At 60.3% G+C, this 21,817-nt stretch carries 18 protein-coding genes and 3 pseudogenes; 14 read left to right on the top strand and 7 right to left on the bottom strand.

The window, feature by feature from the left end:
• Positions 1-4: 4 nt before the first annotated feature.
• Entirely contained in the window at positions 5-1,297 is a 1,293-nt protein-coding gene (gbcA, locus tag LVS58_RS15180; protein ID WP_014589386.1) for a glycine-betaine demethylase subunit GbcA, read from the bottom strand.
• 294 nt (positions 1,298-1,591) lie between these two features.
• Here gbcA and gbcB point away from each other — a divergent pair, with 294 nt between their 5' ends.
• Positions 1,592-2,692, top strand: coding sequence for a glycine-betaine demethylase subunit GbcB (gene gbcB / locus LVS58_RS15175; protein ID WP_233691757.1), 1,101 nt, complete (start codon positions 1,592-1,594; stop codon positions 2,690-2,692).
• Between the two features lie 121 nt (positions 2,693-2,813).
• Positions 2,814-3,455, top strand: coding sequence for an RHS repeat-associated core domain-containing protein (locus LVS58_RS15170; protein WP_233691756.1), 642 nt, complete (start codon positions 2,814-2,816; stop codon positions 3,453-3,455).
• A 19-nt stretch (positions 3,456-3,474) separates the two neighbouring features.
• Here the strand turns inward: LVS58_RS15170 and LVS58_RS25330 are convergent, their stop codons facing one another.
• Together LVS58_RS25330 and LVS58_RS25325 are read right to left on the bottom strand one after the other, a co-directional pair.
• Positions 3,475-4,338, bottom strand: coding sequence for a methyl-accepting chemotaxis protein (locus LVS58_RS25330; RefSeq protein ID WP_406669825.1), 864 nt, complete (start codon positions 4,336-4,338; stop codon positions 3,475-3,477).
• A pseudogene (locus LVS58_RS25325) lies at positions 4,330-5,085 on the bottom strand (MCP four helix bundle domain-containing protein); the annotation flags it as partial. The gene LVS58_RS25330 and the pseudogene LVS58_RS25325, both read right to left, overlap by 9 nt.
• Before the next feature lie 281 nt (positions 5,086-5,366).
• On the opposite strand from LVS58_RS25325, the gene LVS58_RS15160 reads away from it, so the two are divergent.
• From LVS58_RS15160 to LVS58_RS25315, 4 genes and pseudogenes are all read left to right on the top strand, one after another.
• Positions 5,367-5,597, top strand: coding sequence for a hypothetical protein (locus tag LVS58_RS15160; RefSeq protein WP_233691754.1), 231 nt, complete (start codon positions 5,367-5,369; stop codon positions 5,595-5,597).
• Positions 5,594-5,896 carry a cell division protein ZapA gene (locus LVS58_RS15155; protein WP_110744749.1) on the top strand — a complete coding sequence of 101 codons (303 nt, stop codon included), beginning with the start codon at positions 5,594-5,596 and terminating at the stop codon, positions 5,894-5,896. Before LVS58_RS15160 ends, LVS58_RS15155 begins: the two co-directional genes overlap by 4 nt.
• 182 nt (positions 5,897-6,078) lie before the next feature.
• A pseudogene (gene mcpH, locus LVS58_RS25320) lies at positions 6,079-7,152 on the top strand (methyl-accepting chemotaxis protein McpH); the annotation flags it as partial.
• Between the two features lie 126 nt (positions 7,153-7,278).
• On the top strand, positions 7,279-8,016 hold the full coding sequence (locus tag LVS58_RS25315; RefSeq protein ID WP_370588310.1) for a methyl-accepting chemotaxis protein: 738 nt from the start codon (positions 7,279-7,281) through the stop codon (positions 8,014-8,016).
• A gap of 34 nt (positions 8,017-8,050) precedes the next feature.
• On the opposite strand, the gene LVS58_RS15145 is transcribed toward LVS58_RS25315, so the two are convergent.
• Complete coding sequence (locus LVS58_RS15145) at positions 8,051-9,091, bottom strand: threonine aldolase family protein (protein WP_233691752.1); 1,041 nt, start codon at positions 9,089-9,091, stop codon at positions 8,051-8,053.
• A 338-nt stretch (positions 9,092-9,429) separates the two neighbouring features.
• On the opposite strand from LVS58_RS15145, the gene LVS58_RS15140 reads away from it, so the two are divergent.
• The 7 genes from LVS58_RS15140 to fdhA all read left to right on the top strand — a co-directional run bounded on the left by LVS58_RS15140 (position 9,430) and on the right by fdhA (position 18,457).
• The gene (locus LVS58_RS15140) at positions 9,430-10,683 is read left to right on the top strand and encodes a serine hydroxymethyltransferase (protein ID WP_003255681.1); all 1,254 of its coding nucleotides are present in this window, start codon (positions 9,430-9,432) and stop codon (positions 10,681-10,683) included.
• A gap of 15 nt (positions 10,684-10,698) precedes the next feature.
• The gene (locus tag LVS58_RS15135) at positions 10,699-11,949 is read left to right on the top strand and encodes a sarcosine oxidase subunit beta family protein (protein ID WP_003255680.1); all 1,251 of its coding nucleotides are present in this window, start codon (positions 10,699-10,701) and stop codon (positions 11,947-11,949) included.
• Between the two features lie 14 nt (positions 11,950-11,963).
• Positions 11,964-12,299 carry a sarcosine oxidase subunit delta gene (locus LVS58_RS15130; RefSeq protein WP_019436925.1) on the top strand — a complete coding sequence of 112 codons (336 nt, stop codon included), beginning with the start codon at positions 11,964-11,966 and terminating at the stop codon, positions 12,297-12,299.
• On the top strand, positions 12,296-15,310 hold the full coding sequence (locus LVS58_RS15125; protein WP_233691751.1) for a sarcosine oxidase subunit alpha: 3,015 nt from the start codon (positions 12,296-12,298) through the stop codon (positions 15,308-15,310). Before LVS58_RS15130 ends, LVS58_RS15125 begins: the two co-directional genes overlap by 4 nt.
• Before the next feature lie 169 nt (positions 15,311-15,479).
• Positions 15,480-16,112 (top strand): sarcosine oxidase subunit gamma, encoded by a 633-nt coding sequence (locus LVS58_RS15120; protein WP_003255677.1) that lies wholly within the window; start codon positions 15,480-15,482, stop codon positions 16,110-16,112.
• Between the two features lie 12 nt (positions 16,113-16,124).
• Positions 16,125-16,982: a formyltetrahydrofolate deformylase gene (purU, locus tag LVS58_RS15115; protein ID WP_233691750.1), complete on the top strand. Its 858-nt coding sequence runs from the start codon at positions 16,125-16,127 to the stop codon at positions 16,980-16,982.
• A gap of 275 nt (positions 16,983-17,257) precedes the next feature.
• Positions 17,258-18,457, top strand: coding sequence for a formaldehyde dehydrogenase, glutathione-independent (fdhA, locus tag LVS58_RS15110; RefSeq protein WP_060480490.1), 1,200 nt, complete (start codon positions 17,258-17,260; stop codon positions 18,455-18,457).
• A gap of 135 nt (positions 18,458-18,592) precedes the next feature.
• On the opposite strand, the gene LVS58_RS25310 is transcribed toward fdhA, so the two are convergent.
• Together LVS58_RS25310 and LVS58_RS15100 are read right to left on the bottom strand one after the other, a co-directional pair.
• Positions 18,593-19,387, bottom strand: coding sequence for an RHS repeat-associated core domain-containing protein (locus LVS58_RS25310; RefSeq protein ID WP_442796466.1), 795 nt, complete (start codon positions 19,385-19,387; stop codon positions 18,593-18,595).
• A 369-nt stretch (positions 19,388-19,756) separates the two neighbouring features.
• Complete coding sequence (locus LVS58_RS15100) at positions 19,757-20,473, bottom strand: RHS repeat-associated core domain-containing protein (RefSeq protein ID WP_233691749.1); 717 nt, start codon at positions 20,471-20,473, stop codon at positions 19,757-19,759.
• Between the two features lie 191 nt (positions 20,474-20,664).
• Between LVS58_RS15100 and LVS58_RS15095 the strand changes: the two are divergent.
• Positions 20,665-20,772, top strand: a pseudogene (locus tag LVS58_RS15095) (DUF2780 domain-containing protein); the annotation flags it as partial.
• A gap of 11 nt (positions 20,773-20,783) precedes the next feature.
• Here LVS58_RS15095 and LVS58_RS15090 read toward each other — a convergent pair.
• Positions 20,784-21,686, bottom strand: coding sequence for an RHS repeat-associated core domain-containing protein (locus LVS58_RS15090; protein ID WP_233691748.1), 903 nt, complete (start codon positions 21,684-21,686; stop codon positions 20,784-20,786).
• Between the last annotated feature and the right edge of the window lie 131 nt (positions 21,687-21,817).

Raw genomic sequence — 21,817 nt, 5'->3', positions numbered from 1 at the left:
CGGGTTACTGCGCCTGCACTTCCTTCAGATACGGCGCAGGCTCCGCCCCCAGGTTGTTCAGTAGCCGCCCGCTGTACCAATCGATGAAGTTCACCACGCCAAACTCATAGGTCTTCGAGTAAGGCCCAGGCTGGTAAGCGGTGGAGTTGATCCCACGCTGGTTCTCTTCCGCCAGACGGCGGTCCTGGTCGTTGGTGGCATCCCACACCTTGCGCATGTTCTCGGGGTTGTAGTCCACGCCTTCCACGGCATCCTTGTGCACCAGCCACTTGGTGGTGACCATGGTCTCCTGGGCGCTGATAGGCCACACAGTGAACACGATCATGTGGTCGCCCATGCAGTGGTTCCACGAGTGCGGCAGGTGCAGGATGCGCATCGAGCCAAGGTCCGGGTTCTTGATGCGACCCATCAGCTTCTGGCAGGCCTGCTTGCCGTCCATGGTCATCGATACGGTGCCCTTGAGCAGCGGCATGCGCACGATGCGGTTACGCAGGCCGTGGCTCTTGTGCAGGTAAGGGATCTTCTCGGCTTCCCAGGCAGCGGCGGAGGCGGCCACGTGGTCCTTGAATTCCTGGCTGGCGCGCGGGTCGTTGGTGTCGTCCCATTCCAGCAAGGTTTGCAGCAGTTCCGGGTGCGAACCGTTGCAGTGGTAGCACTCGCGGTTGTTTTCCAGCACCAGCTTCCAGTTGGCCTTTTCCATCAAGGTAGTTTGCACCGCCACCTTGGTGTTCTCCATGTCGTACGGCTCCATGTAATGGTCCAGGGTGGCCAGGAACTCGTCGATGGCAGGCGGGTTTTCCGCCAGGCTGATGAAGATGTAGCCGCCGGCAACCTTCACGTTCACCGGCTTGAGGCCGTACTGGTTCATATCGAAGTCAGCACCCATCTCGGTGCCGGCGAACAGCAGGCGGCCGTCCAGCTCGTAAGTCCACTGGTGGTATGGGCACACCAGTTTGGCCACCTTGCCTTTCTCGCTGACGCACAGGCGCGAACCGCGGTGGCGGCAGACGTTGTGGAAGGCATGCACCTTGCCTTCGGCACCGCGCACCACAATGATCGGGTTCTTGCCGATCTGCAGGGTGATATAGTTGCCCTTGGCCGGGATCTCGCAGGTCATGCCGGCGATCAGCCATTCTTTATGGAAGATCTCCTGCATGTCGATCTGGAACAGACGCTCGTCGGTGTAGAAAGGCTGGGGCAGCGAGTAGGTGCGCTCGCGGGTCTGCAGCATCTCGGCGGTAGCCTTGCGTGCAGGTTCAAGTGGATCGCCCAGGCTCAGGGTTGCGGTGACGTCCATCGTGTATTCCTCGGGGCCGTATGCGGCCGGCAAAAGGTGGCTAATCGTTGTTGTGGTGCCGCAAGGCTGCTTCAGATAAAACAGCTCGTTCTTTTGCCGTGGAGTGTGCGTCCGAAGACGCCGCGAACCGTATCCATGGGCGACATGGCCGATTTGAATAACGACGCGCTAGCCCTTGTGCCACGGGGCTGGTCGCGATAAGCACGTCGATGTCGCAGGCAGGAATGTGCGTCGTCTTCAGCTTGCGCATTATCGCAGCATGAAAAGGGCCATAGTCGGCCGCTGGAGATGAACATGTCCGATACCTTCCTCAATCCGGTCACTACCCAGACCTGGGCCAACGGCCGCCACATCGTGCGCTGCGTCAAGGTCATCCAGGAGACCTGGGACGTGCGCACCTTCTGCTTCATGGCCGACCAGCCGATCATGTTCTTCTTCAAGCCAGGGCAGTTCGTCACCCTGGAGCTGGAGATCGAAGGCAAGCCCGTGATGCGCTCCTACACCATCTCCAGTTCGCCGTCAGTGCCCTACAGCTTCTCGATCACCGTCAAGCGCGTGCCGGGCGGCCTGGTTTCCAACTTCCTGCACGACACCATGCACGAAGGCCTCGAGCTGCCGGTGCACGGCCCGGTGGGGTTGTTCAACGCCATCGACTTCCCGGCCGGCAAGGTGCTGTACCTGTCGGGCGGCGTCGGTATTACCCCGGTGATGTCGATGGCGCGCTGGTTCTACGACACCAACGCCAATGTCGACATGGTGTTCGTGCACAGCGCCCGTTCGCCGAAGGACATCATCTACCACCGCGAGCTGGAGCAGATGGCCTCGCGTATCCCCAACTTCAGCCTGCACATCATTTGCGAGAAGCATGGCCTGGGTGAGCCTTGGGCGGGGTATCGCGGTTACCTGAACCAGCGGCTGATGGAGCTTATTGCGCCTGATTACATGGACCGTGTCGTGTTCTGCTGCGGCCCGACGCCGTACATGACGGCGGTCAAGCGCATGCTCGAAGCAGTCGGTTTCGACATGAAGAACTACCACGAGGAATCGTTCGGTGCCACGCCGGCGGAAGCCAAGGCCGATGCCGTGGAGCACGCCGAGCAGGCGGCCGATGCACCGGAACTGGACGTGTCCGACCTCAATCTGGTGGAGTTCATCGGCAGCGAGAAGAGCATCCGCATCGCCCCGGGTGAGACCGTCCATGCGGCGGCAGCCAAGGTAGGCCTGATGATCCCGAAAGCCTGCGGCATGGGTATCTGCGGCACCTGCAAGGTGCTCAAGCTGGGCGGTGAGGTGGAGATGGAGCACAACGGCGGCATTACCGAAGAGGACGAAGCCGAGGGTTATATCCTGTCGTGCTGCAGTGTGCCGAAAGGGGATGTGCGGATCGATTACTGATTAAGGGATGCTGGGGCTGAGAAGCGGCCCTCGGCGCTATCGGAGAGCTAGCAGATTTGTCAGTTCCAGAGTATCTGAAAGTGAAGTAACTTCACTTCAGACCACTTAGAGGATCTGTATGATGCCGCGCGCTTCGATTGCCGTGAATATATTGAGCCCGGTGCGGTACGATCCTTACGGCCTACAGCCTGGCAGACCTGAGTCATTGCTCGTATTCAATGGAGAGTTCCAAGATCGGTTCACTGGTAATTACTTGCTCGGCAACGGCAGAAGAGTATATCGCCCAGCGTTAAGGCGATTCTTATCTGCAGACCATCTGAGCCCATTTTCCAAGGGTGGCATCAGTGCTTATGCCTATTGCCTGGGCGATCCGATCAACAGGCATGACCCAAGCGGGGCGTTCAGTATTCTTGCGTTGTTAAAAAACGCTTTATGGTTAGGTTCGCGGATCAAAGCTGCCTGGTCTGGCCCGAGCAGGCTAAAAGTATTGTCTGAAACAGCGAAGTGGACGGCCCTCGTTGGTAGTAAGCTGGTTTCTTACGGCGTACCTGGTAGTACTGAGTTGGTCGCTGCCGCAGGCCTTGTGAAGGTTGGGGTGAAAGGATTTTCGACTGCCAAGTCCCTGAACAAAAAGCTTAAGGGAGGCGGCTATGGCCTCTCTGTGATGGATCTGGCAGAGGCCGAGTTCTCGCCCTTTGTTGGCCCTATCGCCAGCAGGTCTTCGAGCCCGATCAAAAGCGTTGAACAGATCAGGGCCGCATAGCGGCCCCAAGTCATTCAGATCAGGTACGGAAGCGTGCCACCAACCCATTCAGGTCCACGGCAAGGCGCGACAGCTCGGCACTCGCCGCGCTGGTCTGATGCGCCCCGGTAGCACTCTGCACCGACAGGTCATTGATGTTCACCAGGTTGCGGTCCACTTCCCGGGCCACTTGCGCCTGCTCTTCCGCTGCGCTGGCGATCACCAGGTTGCGCTCGTTGATCTGCGCCACCGCGCCGGCGATGGTGTCCAGTGCCATGCCCGCGCCGCGCGCGATGTTCAGTGTCGACTCGGCACGCTCGGTGCTGGTGCGCATCGATTCTACCGCCTCTTCCGTTCCACCCTGGATGCTGCCGATCATGCGCTCGATTTCGCTGGTCGACTGCTGGGTACGGTGAGCCAACGCCCGTACTTCATCGGCGACCACGGCAAAACCACGGCCCGCTTCACCGGCGCGCGCCGCTTCGATGGCGGCGTTCAGCGCCAGCAGGTTGGTCTGGTCGGCCAGGCCACGGATCACGTCCAGCACCTTGCCAATGTCGCGCGACTGCTCGGCCAGGTGGGTGATCAGCTTAGCGGTGGCCTGTACATCACCGCTCATGCGCTCGATCGCACCCACGGTTTCCATCACCAGGTCACGACCATCTCCGGTGGAGCGGCTTGCTTCACTGGAGGCTTCTGAGGTACTCACGGCATTGCGCGCCACTTCTTCCACCGCACTGGTCATTTCGGTGACTGCAGTGGCGGCCTGTTCAATCTCATTGTTCTGCTGCTGCAGGCCGCGGGCACTTTCGTCGGTGACGGCATTCAACTCTTCTGCCGCCGAGGCCAGCTGGGTGGCGGAGCCAGCGATCTGCTGCAAGGTGTCGCGCAGCTTGTCCTGCATGCGTGCCATGGCGCGCAACAGCCGGGCGGCTTCGTCGGTGCCCTCCGCGCGGATGACGTGGGTCAGGTCGCCGTCGGCGACTTGCTCGGCGCTTTTGAGCGCTTCTTCGATCGGCTTGACGATACTGCGGGTCAGCAGGAAGGCGCAGGCGAAGGTCAGTACGGTGGCGGCAATCAGCAGGCCGATCACCAGGGCGAAAGCGCTGGCATACTGGTTGGCGGCTTTCTCGTTGGTGGCGCGAGTCTGATCAGTGTTGATGCGCACCAAGGTGTCCATGACCTTGTTGATCTGCTCGGAGTTGGCCAGCAGGTCGCGGTTGAGCAGGTCACGCAATTCATCCAGGCGGTCGGCCTGGCTCAGTGTGCGCATGCGCGATTCCAGCTGGCGGTACTGGTTGAGCAACTGACCATACTGGTCGAACGCTGCCTGTTCGTCGGCGGCGACGATCATTGGCAAGTAGGCCTGGCGTGCCCGGTCGATCTGGCTGTTGCGCTGTTCCAGCAGATCGAACGTGTCGCGTTGGGTTGCCGGCTCGCGGTTGAGCAGCAGGCGGTAGGAAAGCGTGCGCATGCGCAGGTTCAGCGCGGTGAGTTCGTCGAGGATCTTGATGCTGGGCACGCTGACTTGCTCGATGGCAATGCCCGCCTGGCGGATGTTGCCCATCTGCACCAGGGAGAAGATACCAAGGCCGAGCATCAGCAGGCCGATGAGCGCGAAGCCGAGCAGCGCGCGCGGGGCAATATTCATGTTGCGTAGGGACATGGAGAGGAGGATCCAGGCAAGTGGGAAAAGGGCGACAAAACATGACTTGCCGGGCTATCGGTCGTGACTGGCCAGTCTTGAATGCGTCCGGGGAAAATTGTGCAACCAAGAACCTTTTCCTGACCGGCGGTTGATCCAGGTCGGAACAAGGGGGCGATTACCCTGTCAATCTGCGGGGCAGACACCTTATGAATCCGATATTTAATGGCGATGGGCTGCACTTTTCTTTATCGTGTGTGCCCCTCGCAACAACCTGAGATAGACCCATGCTGGAAGCTTCCCTGAATCAAATCGAGCAACTGGTCAGCGACCTGCTGCAGAAAAACGCTCAACTCATCGAGCAGAACACCGCCCTTGGCCAGGAACTGGCCCAGGCCAAGGAAGAGAACGAAACCCTGCAGCTGTCGCTGATGGAACAGGAAGAGAAGAACGGCGCCACCGCAGCACGTATCCAGGCCCTGGTCGAGCGCGCCAGCGCGGGCGTTGTTGGCGCATGAGACTGCAAGAGCAGCCGATCAATGTCGTGTCGATTCTCGGCATCGACTATTCGATCAAGGCGCCCGAAGGCCAGGAAGAAACCCTGGCCCAGGCGGTACGGATGCTCAACACAGCCCTTAACGAGACCAAGCGTCAGTACCCGACCTTGATCGGTGACAAACTGCTGGTGCTGGCTGCCCTTAACCTGTGCTCCAAACAGGTTGAACTGCAGAAAGAGCATCAGCAGACCCTTGCGCGCACTCAAGCGCAGATCGACGCCACGGTGGATGCCATCGTGCGGACCATCGCCGAGCAATAAGGCCTTACACCGTCCCCCCGTAGGAGCGGGTTCACCCGCGAAAGCATCAGCGGCTTCAACATCGCATTCGCGGGCAAACCCACCCCTACAGGGTGCATCTGATTGCGTCAGATCACTGGATTAACTGGATACGCAAGTGTATACACTTTCCGCAAAACAATAATGTGCGGGGGAGTAGGGGCATGCGTATCTGGCGTAAGAGCATCCAGTTGCAATTGATCACCAGCATGGGCGCTGCCTTGCTGGCGAGCATCCTGGTTGTGGTCATTATCTTCACCGTGGCGCTCAACCGCCTCACCGACCGCTACCTGGTCGACACTGCCCTGCCAGCCAGTATCGAAGCCATCCGCAATGACATCGAGCGCATGCTGGGCCAACCGTTGGTCGCTGCCGCGGACATTGCCGGTAACACCCTGCTGCGCGACTGGCTTGCTGCCGGTGAAGATCCTGCGCAGGCACCCCAATTCATCGAATACCTGGCCGCCGCCAAACAGCGCAACCACGCCTTTACTGCGCTGTTCGCCTCGACCGAAACCGGCCACTACTACAACGAGAACGGCCTGGACCGCACCCTTAGCCGTAGCAACCCCAAGGACAAGTGGTTTTACGGTTACATCGACAGCGGCGCCGAGCGGTTCATCAACATCGACATCGATGGTGCCACCGGCGAACTGGCACTGTTCATCGACTATCGCGTGGAAAAGGAAGGCAAGCTGGTGGGTGTGGCCGGCTTGGGCTTGCGCATGACCGAGTTATCGAAGCTGATCCACGACTTCAGCTTTGGCGAACACGGCAGGGTGTTCCTGGTGCGCAACGATGGCCTGATCCAGGTGCATCCCGATGCTGCCTTCAGTGGCAAGCGCCAGCTTGCCGAGCAGCTTGGCGCGTACGCAGCCAAGGGCGTCATGGCCGGAGGCGGGAGCCTGCGTAGCAGCCGCTTCAGCCGTGACGGTGAGCGCTACCTGGCGCTGGGCCTGCCGCTGCGCGACCTGAACTGGACCCTTGTGGCCGAAGTACCAGAGTCGGAAATCTACGCGCAAATGCATCAGGCCGTCTGGCTGACCAGCCTGATCGGTGGCGCCGTAGCGTTGGTGTCGCTGCTGTTGGTGGTATTGCTGGCGCGTGGCCTGGTGCGGCCGATCCGCCGCGTTACCGCCGCATTGGTTCAGATTGGCAGTGGAGCGGGTGATCTCAGCCACCGCCTGGACGATTCGCGTCAGGATGAGCTGGGTGACCTGGCCCGTGGTTTCAACCGCTTCCTGGACAGCCAACGCAGCCTGATCGGCGAGGTGTTGAGTACCTCCGAGCGGCTGCGGCGGGCCGTGGAGCAGGTCACCCAGGTGGTGGACAACACCGCCGAACGCTCCGGGCGCCAGCAGGAGATGACCGAAATGGTCGCCACTGCTGTACACGAGATGGGCCTGACCGTGCAGGACATCGCCCGCAATGCCGGCGATGCGGCCCAGGCGTCGCAGTCTGCACGAGACGAGGCGTTGCAGGCCCGCGAGGTGGTGCAACGATCCATTCGGGGCATCGAGGGCATGTCGGGCGACATCGGCAAGGCGGCCGATGCGGTCAGCCAGCTGGCCGACGAAGTCGCCTCGGTCGATGAAGTGCTCGCGGTAATCCGCAGCATTTCCGAGCAAACCAACCTGCTTGCACTGAACGCTGCCATCGAGGCCGCGCGGGCAGGGGAGATGGGGCGCGGGTTCGCTGTGGTGGCCGATGAAGTACGGACGCTTGCCCGGCGTACACAGCTGTCCACCGATGAAGTGCAGCAGATGATCCAGCGCCTGAAGCTAGGCGCAGGTTCGGCGGTGAGTTCAATGCAGGCAGGGCAGCAGGCGACCGGCAGTGGCGTGGAATCGAGCCAGCGCACCGGGGCATCGCTGAGCGCGATTACCGACCAGGTGGAGCACATCAGTGATATGAATCATCAGGTGGCCACGGCTACCGAGGAGCAGTCGGCGGTGACCGAGGAAATCAACCGGACGGTGCAGGGGATTTCCGATTTGGCGCGTGAGACGGCGGCGGAGGTGCAAGGGTGCCGCGAGGAGTGCCAGGCGTTGCGTGGGTTGGCTGATGACCTGGCGCGGCAGATGGGCGGCTTCAGGCTCTAGATCGCCGGGGCCGCAAGGCGGCCCCGGCACTCGCTCAGCCACCAATGATCGTGCGGATATCCGCCGCCAGCTCACGCACCCGCGCTTCTTCGGTATCCCACGAGCACATGAAGCGCGCGCCACCGCTGCCGATAAAGGTATAGAAGCGCCAGCCCTTGCCCCGCAGCGCCTCGATTGCGTGCTCCGGCATCTGCAGGAACACCCCGTTGGCCTCCACCGGGAACATCAGCTCTACGCCCGGCAGGTCACTGACCAACGATGCCAGCAGTTGCGCGCAATGATTGGCGTGGTTGCCATGGCGTAACCAGGCGCCATCTTCCAGCAGCCCAACCCATGGCGCCGACAGGAAGCGCATTTTCGACGCCAGTTGCCCGGCCTGCTTGCAGCGATAATCGAAGTCTTCGGCCAGCTGGCGGTTGAAGAACAGAATCGCCTCGCCCACCGCCATGCCGTTCTTGGTGCCGCCAAAGCACAGCACATCCACGCCGGCCTTCCAGGTCAGCTCGGCCGGGCTGCAGCCCAGGAACGCGCAGGCATTGGTAAAGCGTGCGCCGTCCATGTGCAGGTTCAGGCCCAGCTCCTTGCAGGTGGCGCTGATCGCCTTCAGCTCGTCGGGGCGGTACACCGTGCCGACCTCGGTGGCCTGGGTAATGGTCACCACGCGCGGCTTGGGGTAGTGGATATCCTGGCGTTTGAGCGCCACGTCGCGGATCGACTGTGGCGTCAGCTTGCCGTTGACGCTGGCTGCCGTCAGCAGCTTGGAGCCGTTGGAGAAAAACTCCGGCGCACCGCATTCGTCGGTTTCGACGTGGGCGGTCTCGGAGCAGATCACGCTGTGATAGCTCTGGCACAGCGACGCCAGGGCCAGGGAGTTGGCAGCGGTGCCGTTGAAGGCGAAGAACACTTCGCAGTTGGTTTCGAACAGCTTGCGGAAGTACGCCGATGCACGCTCGGTCCACTGGTCGTCGCCGTAGGCGCGGTCATGGCCGCGGTTGGCTTTTTCCATCGCCGCCCAGGCTTCGGGGCAGATGCCGGAATAGTTGTCGCTGGCGAATTGTTGGCTCTTGTCTGTCATGGCACGGTCCTGTGAACGACGCAGACCAGCACTCTAAACCATCGATTCAGCACTTGCCTATACAACCCGTGCATCGGCTGATTTTTGTATTGTCCGGGCTGGCCTTTTCGCGGTTGAACCCGCTCCCACAGGGCGCCGCAAGCCTTCAGAGCGCCGCCGTACCTGTAGGAGCGGGTTCACCCGCGAAAGGGCCAGCGCAAACAGCTCAACAGCGAATGTCGTAAACGCGCCATTGCAAGGCGTGCGCAGGCATCTGACCCGGCCCCGCCAGTCATAACATCGCCACAAAGGGCCACAGTGCCCCACGACAAAAAATGATCGCTGCCGGGAGATACACAATGTTCAGCAAGCAAGACCAGATCCAGGGTTACGACGATGCACTGCTGGCGGCGATGAATGCCGAAGAACAGCGCCAGGAAGATCACATCGAGCTGATCGCCTCGGAGAACTACACCAGCAAGCGCGTCATGCAGGCCCAAGGCAGCGGCCTGACCAACAAGTACGCCGAAGGCTACCCTGGCAAGCGTTACTACGGTGGCTGCGAGCACGTAGACAAGGTAGAGGCCCTGGCCATCGAGCGCGCCAAGCAGCTGTTCGGTGCCGACTACGCTAACGTCCAGCCGCACTCCGGCTCGTCGGCCAACGGCGCGGTGTACCTGGCCCTGCTGCAAGCCGGTGACACCATCCTGGGCATGAGCCTGGCCCACGGTGGCCACCTGACCCACGGCGCCAAAGTGTCGTCCTCGGGCAAGCTGTACAACGCTGTGCAATACGGCATCGACACCAACACCGGCCTGATCGACTATGACGAAGTCGAGCGCCTGGCGGTCGAGCACAAGCCGAAAATGATCGTTGCCGGTTTCTCGGCCTACTCCAAGACCCTCGATTTCCCACGCTTCCGCGCCATTGCCGACAAAGTGGGCGCGCTGCTGTTCGTCGACATGGCCCACGTTGCCGGCCTGGTTGCCGCTGGCCTGTACCCGAACCCGATCCCGTTCGCCGATGTGGTCACCACCACCACCCACAAGACCTTGCGCGGTCCGCGTGGCGGCCTGATCCTGGCCAAGTCGAACGAAGAGATCGAGAAAAAGCTGAACGCCGCTGTATTCCCGGGTGCCCAGGGTGGCCCGCTGATGCACGTGATCGCTGCCAAGGCGGTGTGCTTCAAGGAAGCGCTGGAGCCAGGCTTCAAGGCCTACCAGCAGCAAGTGATCGAAAACGCCCAGGCCATGGCCCAAGTGTTCATCGACCGCGGCTACGATGTGGTTTCCGGTGGCACCGACAACCACCTGTTCCTGGTCAGCCTGATCCGTCAGGGCCTGACTGGCAAAGACGCCGACGCCGCCCTGGGTCGTGCGCATATCACCGTCAACAAGAACGCTGTGCCGAACGACCCGCAGTCGCCGTTCGTCACTTCGGGCCTGCGTATCGGCACCCCGGCCGTCACCACCCGCGGCTTCAAGGTCGCCCAGTGCGTGGCCCTGGCTGGCTGGATTTGCGACATCCTCGACAACCTCGGTGACGCAGACGTCGAAGCCGATGTGGCGAAGAACGTCGCAGCGCTGTGCGCAGATTTCCCTGTCTACCGCTGAGTGGAGTCACACACCATGCAACGTTACTCGGGCTTCGGCCTTTTCAAGCACTCCCTCAGCCACCACGAAAACTGGCAGCGCATGTGGCGCACGCCAACCCCTAAAAAGGTCTACGACGTGGTCATTGTCGGCGGTGGCGGCCACGGCCTGGCCACGGCCTACTACCTGGCCAAGGAACACGGCATCACCAACGTTGCCGTGATCGAGAAGGGCTACCTGGGCGGCGGCAACACCGCCCGTAACACCACCATCGTGCGTTCCAACTACCTGTGGGACGAGTCGGCGCACCTGTACGAGCACGCCATGAAGCTGTGGGAGGGCCTGTCCCAGGACCTGAACTACAACGTGATGTTCTCTCAGCGCGGCGTCTACAACCTGTGCCACACCCTGCAGGACATGCGTGACTCCGAACGTCGGGTCAGTGCCAACCGCCTCAACGGCGTCGATGGCGAACTGCTCAACACTGCCCAGGTTGCGGCTGAAATCCCGTACCTGGACTGCTCGAAGAACACCCGTTACCCGATCCTCGGCGCGACCGTTCAGCGCCGTGGCGGCGTTGCCCGTCACGATGCCGTGGCCTGGGGCTTCGCCCGCGCTGCCGACGCCCTGGGCGTCGATCTGATCCAGCAAACCGAAGTGATCGGCTTCCGCAAGGAAAACGGCGCGGTCATCGGTGTGGAAACCAACAAAGGCTTCATCGGCGCCAAGCGCGTCGGCGTGGTTACCGCCGGCAACTCCGGGCACATGGCCAAGCTGGCCGGCTTCCGCCTTCCGCTGGAATCGCACCCGCTGCAAGCACTGGTATCCGAGCCGATCAAGCCGATCATCGACAGTGTGATCATGTCCAACGCCGTACACGGCTATATCAGCCAGTCCGACAAGGGCGACCTGGTAATCGGTGCCGGTATCGACGGCTGGGTTGGCTACGGCCAGCGCGGTTCGTACCCCGTGATCGAGCACACCCTGCAGGCCATCGTCGAGATGTTCCCCAACCTTTCGCGTGTTCGCATGAACCGCCAGTGGGGCGGCATCGTAGACACCTCGCCGGACGCCTGCCCGATCATCACCAAAACCCCGGTCAAGAACATGTTCTTCAACTGCGGTTGGGGTACTGGCGGCTTCAAGGCGACCCCCGGTTCGGGCAACGTCTTCGCCGCGAGCCTGGCCAAGGGCGAAATGCACCCACTGGCCGCGCCGTTCTCCATGGACCGTTTCTACAACGGCGCACTGATCGACGAACACGGCGCCGCCGCCGTCGCCCACTAACCGGAGACACCGTCATGTTGCATATTTTCTGTCCCCACTGCGGCGAGCTGCGCTCCGAAGAAGAGTTCCACGCCTCTGGCCAGGCGCACATCGCCCGCCCGCTGGACCCTAACGCCTGCTCCGACGAGGAGTGGGGGACCTACATGTTCTACCGTGACAACCCGCGCGGTATTCACCATGAACTGTGGGACCACGTTGCCGGCTGCCGCCAGTACTTCAACGTCACCCGTGACACCGTGACCTACGAAATTCTGGAAACCTACAAGATTGGCGAGAAGCCGCAAGTGACCGCCAACGGCAAAGCCGCCAGCGCCGCGTCGACCGTCAAAGGCCAAGGGGAAAAAGTATGAGCCAGACCTATCGCCTCGCCAGCGGCGGCCGTATCGACCGCAGCAAGGTCCTGAACTTCACCTTCAACGGCAAGACCTACCAGGGTTATGCCGGTGACAGCCTGGCCGCCGCGTTGCTGGCCAACGGCGTCGACATTGTCGGCCGTAGCTTCAAGTACTCGCGCCCACGCGGCATCATCGCCGCCGGTACCGAAGAGCCGAACGCCATCCTGCAGATCGGCTCCAGCGAAGCTACCCAGATCCCCAACGTGCGCGCCACCCAGCAGGCACTGTACGCGGGCCTTGTCGCCACCAGCACCAACGGCTGGCCGAACGTCAACAACGACGTCATGGGCATCCTCGGCAAGGTTGGCGGCAGCATGATGCCGCCGGGCTTCTACTACAAAACCTTCATGTACCCCAAATCGTTCTGGATGACTTACGAGAAGTACATCCGCAAAGCCGCCGGCCTGGGCCGTGCACCGCTGCAGAACGACCCGGACAGCTACGACTACATGAACCGGCACTGCGACGTGCTGATCGTCGGCGCCGGCCCTGCTGGCCTGGCTGCCGCACTGGCCGCTGCGCGCAGCGGTGCCCGCGTGATCCTGGCTGACGAGCAGGAAGAGTTCGGCGGCAGCCTGCTCGACACCCGCGAAACCCTCGACGGCAAGCCTGCTACCGACTGGGTCAACGCCGTGGTCAAAGAGCTGGAAGGCCTGCCGGAAGTGACCCTGCTGCCACGTGCCACGGTCAACGGCTACCACGACCATAACTTCCTGACCATTCACGAGCGCCTCACCGACCACCTCGGCGACCGCGCCCCGATCGGTCAGGTTCGCCACCGCGTGCACCGCGTTCGCGCCAAGCGCGTGGTACTGGCTGCCGGCGCCCACGAGCGCCCGCTGGTGTACGGCAACAACGATGTGCCGGGCAACATGTTGGCCGGTGCTGTTTCCACCTATGTTCGCCGCTATGGCGTAGCGCCGGGTCGCAAGCTGGTACTGTCGACCAACAACGACCACGCCTACCGCGCTGCACTGGACTGGCACGATGCCGGCCTGCAAGTGGTCGCGATCGCCGACGCCCGTCACAACCCACGTGGCTCGCTGGTTGAAGAAGCGCGTGCCAAAGGCATTCGCATCCTCACCTCCAGCGCCGTGGTCGAGGCCAAAGGCAGCAAGCACGTCACCGGTGCCCGTGTAGCGGCAATCGATGTGCAGGCGCACAAGGTCACCAGCCCAGGCGAAATTCTCGAGTGCGATCTGGTCGCGTCCTCGGGCGGTTACAGCCCGATCGTGCACTTGGCTTCGCACCTGGGCGGTCGCCCGGTATGGCGTGACGATATCCTTGGCTTCGTGCCGGGCGATGCCCCGCAGAAGCGCGAGTGCGTTGGTGGTATCAACGGCGTGTATGCCTTGGGCGATGTGATTGCCGATGGCTTCGAAGGCGGCGTCCGCGCAGCCACCGAGGCCGGTTTCAAGGCCACTGTCGGCACCCTGCCAAAAACCGTGGCGCGCAAGGAAGAGGCCACCGTGGCACTGTTCCTGGTGCCGCACGACAAAGGCACCAAGGGGCCGAAGCAGTTCGTCGACCAGCAGAACGACGTGACGGCGGCCGGTATCGAGCTGGCCACCCGTGAGGGCTTCGAGTCGGTCGAGCACGTGAAGCGCTACACCGCGCTGGGCTTCGGTACCGACCAGGGCAAACTGGGCAACATCAACGGCCTGGCCATCGCCGCCCGTTCGATCGGCATCACCATTCCGGAAATGGGCACCACCATGTTCCGTCCCAACTACACGCCGGTCACTTTCGGCGCGGTAGCGGGCCGTCACTGTGGTCACCTGTTCGAGCCCGTGCGCTTCACTGCCCTGCATGCCTGGCACGTGAAGAACGGCGCCGAGTTCGAAGACGTCGGCCAGTGGAAACGTCCGTGGTACTTCCCGAAAGCCGGTGAAGACATCCATGCTGCCGTCACGCGTGAATGCAAGGCCGTGCGCGACAGCGTCGGCCTGCTGGACGCCTCGACCCTGGGCAAGATCGACATCCAGGGCCCGGACGCGCGCGAATTCCTCAACCGCATCTACACCAACGCCTGGACCAAGCTCGACGTGGGCAAGGCCCGCTACGGCCTGATGTGCAAGGAAGACGGCATGGTCTTCGACGACGGCGTAACCGCCTGCGTCGGCGACAACCACTTCATCATGACCACCACCACCGGCGGCGCTGCCCGCGTGCTGCAGTGGATGGAGCTGTATCACCAGACCGAATGGCCAGAGCTGAAGGTGTACTTCACTTCGGTCACTGACCACTGGGCCACCATGACCCTGTCCGGCCCTAACAGCCGCAAGCTGTTGAGCGAGCTGACCGACATCGACATGGACAAGGAAGCCTTCCCGTTCATGACCTGGAAGGAAGGCAACGTCGGTGGCGTGCCGGCCCGCGTGTTCCGTATCTCGTTCACCGGTGAGCTGTCGTACGAAGTCAACGTGCAGGCCAACTACGCCATGGGCGTGCTGGAACAGATCATCGAGGCTGGCAAGAAGTACAACCTGACCCCGTACGGCACCGAGACCATGCACGTACTGCGTGCAGAGAAGGGCTTCATCATCGTTGGCCAGGACACCGATGGTTCGATGAACCCGGACGACCTGAACATGAGCTGGTGCGTTGGCCGCAACAAGCCGTTCTCGTGGATCGGCCTGCGTGGCATGAACCGCGAAGACTGCGTACGTGAGAACCGCAAGCAGCTGGTAGGCCTGAAGCCGGTCGACCCGACCAAGTGGCTGCCGGAAGGCGCCCAACTGGTGTTCGACCCGAAACAACCGATCCCGATGGACATGGTCGGCCACGTCACCTCCAGCTACGCGTCCAACTCCCTGGGCTACTCGTTCGCCATGGGTGTGGTCAAAGGCGGCCTCAAGCGCATGGGCGAGCGTGTCTACTCGCCGCAGGCGGATGGCAGCGTGATCGAGGCGGAGATCGTGTCTTCGGTGTTCTTCGATCCGAAGGGTGAGCGGCAGAACGTTTGAGGCCTTACCGGAAAGCCAGGTTGTAATGCGATCCCTGTAGGAGCGGGTTCACCCGCGAATGCGATGGTGGGCTCAGCGCCCTCTTTGCGGGTAAACCCGCTCCTACAGGATCCCTGCAACCCGTGACGATCCAGGTCTTACGGACTACAGAATTCAAGGCAGGTAAGAAATGAGCGCTATCAACGTCTTCCAGCAAAACCCCGGCGCCGAGGCCAAAGCCCAGTCGCCACTGCACCATGCCGACCTGGCCAGCCTGGTAGGTAAAGGCCGCAAGAACGCAGGCGTGACCCTGCGTGAACGCAAGTTCCTCGGCCACCTCACCCTGCGCGGTGACGGCCACAACCCGGAATTCGCCGCCGGCGTGCACAAGGCCCTTGGCCTGGAGCTGCCCGTGGCGCTGACCGTGGTCGCCAACAAGGACATGTCGCTGCAATGGGTCGGTCCAGATGAGTGGCTGCTGATCGTACCCGGCGGTCAGGAGCTGGCAGCGGAGCAAAAGCTGCGCGCGGCCCTTGAAGGCCAGCACATTCAGGTAGTCAATGTCAGCGGCGGGCAAAGCCTGCTGGAACTGCGCGGCCCGAACGTGCGCGACGTGCTGATGAAATCCACCAGCTATGATGTTCACCCGAACAACTTCCCGGTGGGCAAGGCCGTGGGCACCGTGTTCGCCAAGTCGCAACTGGTGATCCGCCGCACTGCAGAAGACACCTGGGAGCTGGTGATTCGCCGCAGCTTCGCCGACTACTGGTGGCTGTGGCTGCAGGACGCTTCGGCCGAATACGGCTTGAGCATCGAAGCGTAAGGAGCGCAGAACATGAGTCGGGCACCGGATACCTGGATTCTCACCGCCGACTGCCCGAGCATGCTCGGCACCGTCGACGTGGTGACGCGTTACCTCTTCGAGCAGCGCTGCTACGTGACGGAGCACCACTCCTTCGATGACCGGCAGTCGGGACGCTTTTTCATTCGCGTCGAGTTCCGTCAGCCGGATGATTTCGACGAGGCGGGCTTCCGGGCCGGCCTCGCCGAGCGCAGCGAAGCGTTCGGCATGGCTTTCGAGCTGACCGCGCCCAACCACCGCCCCAAGGTGGTGATCATGGTGTCCAAGGCTGACCATTGCCTGAATGATCTGCTGTATCGCCAGCGCATTGGTCAGTTGGGCATGGACGTGGTCGCGGTGGTGTCCAACCACCCTGATCTGGAACCACTGGCGCACTGGCACAAGATTCCCTACTACCACTTTGCACTCGACCCCAACGACAAGGCTGGGCAAGAGCGCAAGGTGTTGCAGGTGATCGAGGAGACCGGTGCCGAGTTGGTTATCCTCGCCCGTTACATGCAGGTGCTATCGCCTGAGCTGTGCCGGCGACTGGATGGCTGGGCGATCAATATTCACCACTCGCTGTTGCCTGGGTTCAAGGGCGCCAAGCCTTATCACCAGGCGTACAACAAGGGCGTGAAGATGGTCGGCGCGACCGCGCACTACATCAACAACGACCTGGACGAAGGGCCGATCATTGCTCAGGGCGTGGAAGTGGTGGACCACAGCCATTACCCGGAAGACCTGATTGCCAAAGGGCGCGATATCGAGTGCCTGACCCTGGCACGGGCTGTGGGGTATCACATTGAGCGGCGGGTGTTCCTCAATGCCAATCGGACGGTCGTGCTCTGAACCATTCAGGGGCTGCTGCGCAGCCCTATCGCGACACAAGGCCGCTCCTACAGGCGATTTCAGTCTCCTGTAGGAGCGGCCTTGTGTCGCGATAGGGCCGCAAAGCGGCCCCCTGCATTTGGCCTGCCGTAAAAAGGCATCCCCCTGTCGTTTTCAGTCAGCGCATCCCGCCCCATCCGGCCCACAATTCCCTGCATTCCAGAAACACATGCCGCCCATGAATGGCGGCGCGTTCCACCACCGCTGCATAAATAAAAATCAAGCGAGGTAAGAGCATGTCTGGCAATCGTGGAGTGGTGTATCTCGGCGCTGGCAAGGTCGAAGTACAGAAGATCGACTACCCGAAAATGCAAGACCCACGCGGCAAGAAGATCGAGCACGGCGTGATCCTCAAGGTGGTCTCCACCAACATCTGCGGCTCCGACCAGCACATGGTCCGCGGCCGCACCACTGCCCAGGTAGGCCTGGTCCTGGGCCACGAAATCACCGGTGAAATCGTCGAGATGGGGCGTGACGTCGAACGCCTGAAAATCGGCGACCTGGTGTCGGTACCGTTCAACGTCGCCTGTGGCCGCTGCCGCTCGTGCAAAGAGATGCACACCGGTGTCTGCCTCACCGTCAACCCGGCCCGCGCCGGTGGTGCCTACGGCTACGTCGACATGGGCGACTGGACCGGCGGCCAGGCTGAATACGTGCTGGTGCCATACGCCGACTTCAACCTGCTGAAACTGCCGGATCGCGACAAGGCCATGGAGAAAATCCGTGACCTGACCTGCCTGTCCGACATCCTGCCCACCGGCTACCACGGTGCCGTAACTGCCGGTGTCGGCCCAGGCAGCACCGTTTATGTTGCTGGCGCCGGCCCGGTCGGCCTGGCCGCTGCGGCCTCGGCGCGCCTGCTCGGCGCTGCTTGCGTGATCGTCGGCGACCTCAACCCGGCCCGCCTGGCTCACGCCAAGTCGCAAGGCTTCGAAGTGGTCGACCTGTCCAAGGACACCCCGCTGCACGAGCAGATCGTCGACATCCTCGGCGAGCCGGAAGTGGACTGCGCCGTCGACGCCGTCGGCTTCGAGGCCCGTGGCCATGGCCACGAAGGTGCCAAGCACGAGGCCCCGGCTACCGTGCTGAACTCGCTGATGCAGGTGACTCGTGTAGCCGGCAATATCGGTATCCCGGGCCTGTACGTAACCGAAGACCCGGGCGCGGTCGATGCCGCTGCCAAGATCGGCGCGCTGAGCATCCGTTTCGGCCTCGGCTGGGCCAAGTCCCACAGCTTCCACACCGGCCAGACCCCGACCATGAAGTACAACCGCCAGCTGATGCAGGCGATCATGTGGGACCGGATCAACATCGCTGAAGTGGTGGGGGTGCAGGTGATCAACCTGGATCAGGCGCCGGAAGGGTATGGCGAGTTCGATGCGGGTGTGCCGAAGAAGTTTGTGATTGACCCGCATAAGATGTGGGGTGCGGCTTAAAATCCAATAAAGATGCCCTCGTTCGAGGGCATCTTTGCATTATCAGGCTGCGATCTCCTGAATTGGGTATTTGCCACACCTCTATCCATGATGAGATGGGTGTTGTGTGGCAGTGGTCGGGAAGCCGAAGTCTTCCTAAGGTTGAATACCTATGCGAGTAGCTAATAAATCAATCGTGTCATTCAAGCTTGAAGGATTAGTTCTTCGTATTCCTGCAAGCTGATCGCCGGCGTCAAAGGCACGCCTAAGATTATCTTGCAGATAACGGTGGCGGTCTTCATATCTGGACGGCCTCAAGTAGGGGGTCATGTCATTAGCGTAAATTTCTGCAGCTGCTGATTTATACGAAGGGGGCACATTACCGACGGCTTCGTCATAGGAAGGAGGAAGAGCATAATCATGGCTTGTTGTTGAACTTATGGAGTCTTGCGAACTTGTTGAACTGACGGACCCTCGGCGTCCAGAAGAGGTGGAACGCGATGGTGCGTGAGATACTATGCTATTTCTGTTACTCAAGGTGGATATTTGTGGTGAGGATGAAGCGACGTCATTGATGGAGCGGGTATTTGACGACTGGGAGACGTTGCTTCGAGCAGGCTGCATGGGTCTTTGTCTCAATCCGGTTCTGTTCAAAACACCTTTGTAGAATCGTATGAATAAATTCGAATGGCCGCTTGGGTCCGAGTTGTTTATTGGGTCACTGGTACAATATGCATATGCATTTATCCCGCCTGCGCCAAACGGGCTCAAGCTGTCTTGGGAAAGAAAGCGCATCAAGCGTGGACTGTAAGCTCTGTAACCAGATCCCAAGATGTAAAAACCTGTCAGAGGCTCTGCGTATTCGCCGTTGAATCCAACTGATGTCCGCGCTGATGGGAGCGTTGCAGAATATCCATAGGCGGAATAAGTATGACCTTCTTCGCGTTCCATTGAATTTACCTCTTTTAGCGGTGATTCGATGATCGCTCAAGTCTCGCTGCATTTCGCAGGTGAGACTACTGGTAGAAATGACAGTTTTGAGGAACTCTTCAAGGCAGTACAACACCTCGGACGACTGGCCCGGCCCCCCCCCCCGAACGCCGAGTCGAATGCCTCGTTTCCTCGGCCATCCCTGCCCACGATATCCCTACCGATGAAAGCATCCACCCTGGCCCTGGCCGCAACCCCGGTGTTCGCCTTCAGCCTCAGCGACGCCACCAGCGCCGCGCCGATGTGGAAAAGAATAACTCCGGCGCCTGCAACTACACCGTCGGTATCATTATATTGCGCACCGACATTTTAATCACCGTACACCGGTTCTTATAAGCGGATGCTTTTGAGCGTTCTGTTAAGCTGTTTGAGGCGCCTACGTGAGTCCCCTAACTGGCTTTGGGTAAAGGTAATCAGCGCAAGTTGTCCACGGGGATTTTTGAGCTTTTTGAACATGGCTTCGGTAGAGGGCTCCAGCAGCACGCGAAATTCTCGCTGGTATAGTTCAAAAATCCTAAATTCCCTCTCCATGTAGCTTATTAGTGACTTACGCTCTTGGTAGAGCTCGCGCTTGAAGCGTAACCGCTCTTCGCGGTAGTAAATTGTCTTTGTCACTTCGCTGAAAGCGACCGTCTTTTTCCGCTTGACATGTTTTGGGTCCGAGCGGGTGTGGTGCAGGTTCTGTCTTTTGAGTGCGTCTGCACGGTGGTGTTTTCGAGAGCTATCCAAGGGTACGTTCAGTCCCATCTGCTTCATCCTCGCCTGCAATTGCGCAGGGGTGGGAGCATGCCCTGTAGTATCTAAAAGGTTGATGGGATCGTTTGCACAATAGGCGTAGGCGTTCAGCCCTCCTTCTGCAAACGGACTGAGGTCATCCGGCCCCCGAAAGCGCATCAAGGTCGGGCTGTAGTTGCGATAACCCTGGCCCAGCGCATACGAGCGGGTGAGCGGGTCGTACCGTTCACCGTTGAAGCCCGACACCGGTGCTTGGCCTGCTGGGCTGCCATGTTGGCCATAAGGACCATAAGCAAGCAGAATTACTGACACTGGGCCTGGCCTCACGAAAAGACAGTAAGCCGACATTCTTGTTCAAGCCCAGACCACGCACAACTGGTAGAAATAACAGGTGATCACCTTTGGTTGCGCAACGGCCCGCCCAATCCGCCTTGGAACAAACGTTCGAATCCTCAGTCAAACGTTCCGTTTCCCGGCCATCCCGGCCGACGAGGTTCCTCCCAATGAAAGCATTCACCCTGGCAACCCTGATGACCCTGGCCGCAAGCCCGGTGTTCGCCTTCAACCTCAGCAATGCTGCCAACGCCGTGTCTGCCCTGCAGAGCCAGAAATAGCTTGAGACTCATGTTTTTCTTATATAGTTAGCATCGTCGTATTGGTCGTCTTTAGGTGTGTGATGATCGAACCAGCTCTTCGTGTCTTTAGTTGCCTTGTATTTGGGTGTTTCTATTTTGGTAGAAATCAAAGTGGCAACGGCAGCTTCTACTGTTTCGTTTTGGTAATCAGGGCGGTATTTTTTAATGCCTTCATGTTTTCTTACTGCTATTGGTACGATCTCGAAGAGATTTTTCCGTGCAGCTTTCACGTTGTGTAAATCTTCTAGGTCATAGGTGCGGCGGTACTTTTTGTGGTTATTACTTAGCACTTTTGTTGTTTCTTCAAGGGTCGGGCGCATATCATCTAAAGCCTTAGTCCGTTGCTTAACCTTTTTATTTGAGCTCCTAAACCACGTGCGGGGTTTTAACAGTGAGAAGTGGCCCGATGGATCGGCCCTGTTTATGGGATCACCTTCACAGTAGCTGTAAGCATTCAGCCCACCTCTGCTGAAAGGGCTTAGTGTATCCGGACTGCCGAAACGCGCCAAGTTTGGATAATATATCCGGTACCCATTGCCCAGTGCGTACCCTTTTATAATCAGATCAAACCGTTGCCCGTTGAACGCGAGTAAGGCTGTTGAATTGCTCCTCTCAAAATGGCCAAAGGGCGAATACGCTATCGAGTCAGACGCCATGCCAAGCACGCAGTTGGCTTGGTCCACCTGGAGCATGTTGGCGGCCATTGCCTGCTCCAGTTGAGCTATCGCGATGTCTTGTGACCAAAGTATGTGGCGAGTGTCTTTGTCTGAAATCTCAGTTGCCAAGTGGTCATTTTGATACAAACGCATGACGCGGCTTGCCGCCGTCGTTCCTCGATTGTCGGCCAGTAAAGTTGCGCTTGGTTTTATTTTGTCCGTATTGGTCATCATCTCTTTGAGCCTCGAGAAGCGGTGAAACGGTTAGAGAAGTTCCAATCTGCGCGCCTGCGCATTTGATTACAACTGGCAGATTTATCAGGTGAGACTGCCCGGAACAAATCTTTAGGTCTTGAGTCAAAAGC

It is taken from the genome of Pseudomonas sp. JR33AA, from assembly GCF_021378985.1.
Taxonomy (GTDB): domain Bacteria; phylum Pseudomonadota; class Gammaproteobacteria; order Pseudomonadales; family Pseudomonadaceae; genus Aquipseudomonas; species Aquipseudomonas alloputida.
The sequence above is the reverse complement of the archived record's forward strand: the minus strand, read 5'-3'. Positions and strand labels throughout refer to the sequence as shown.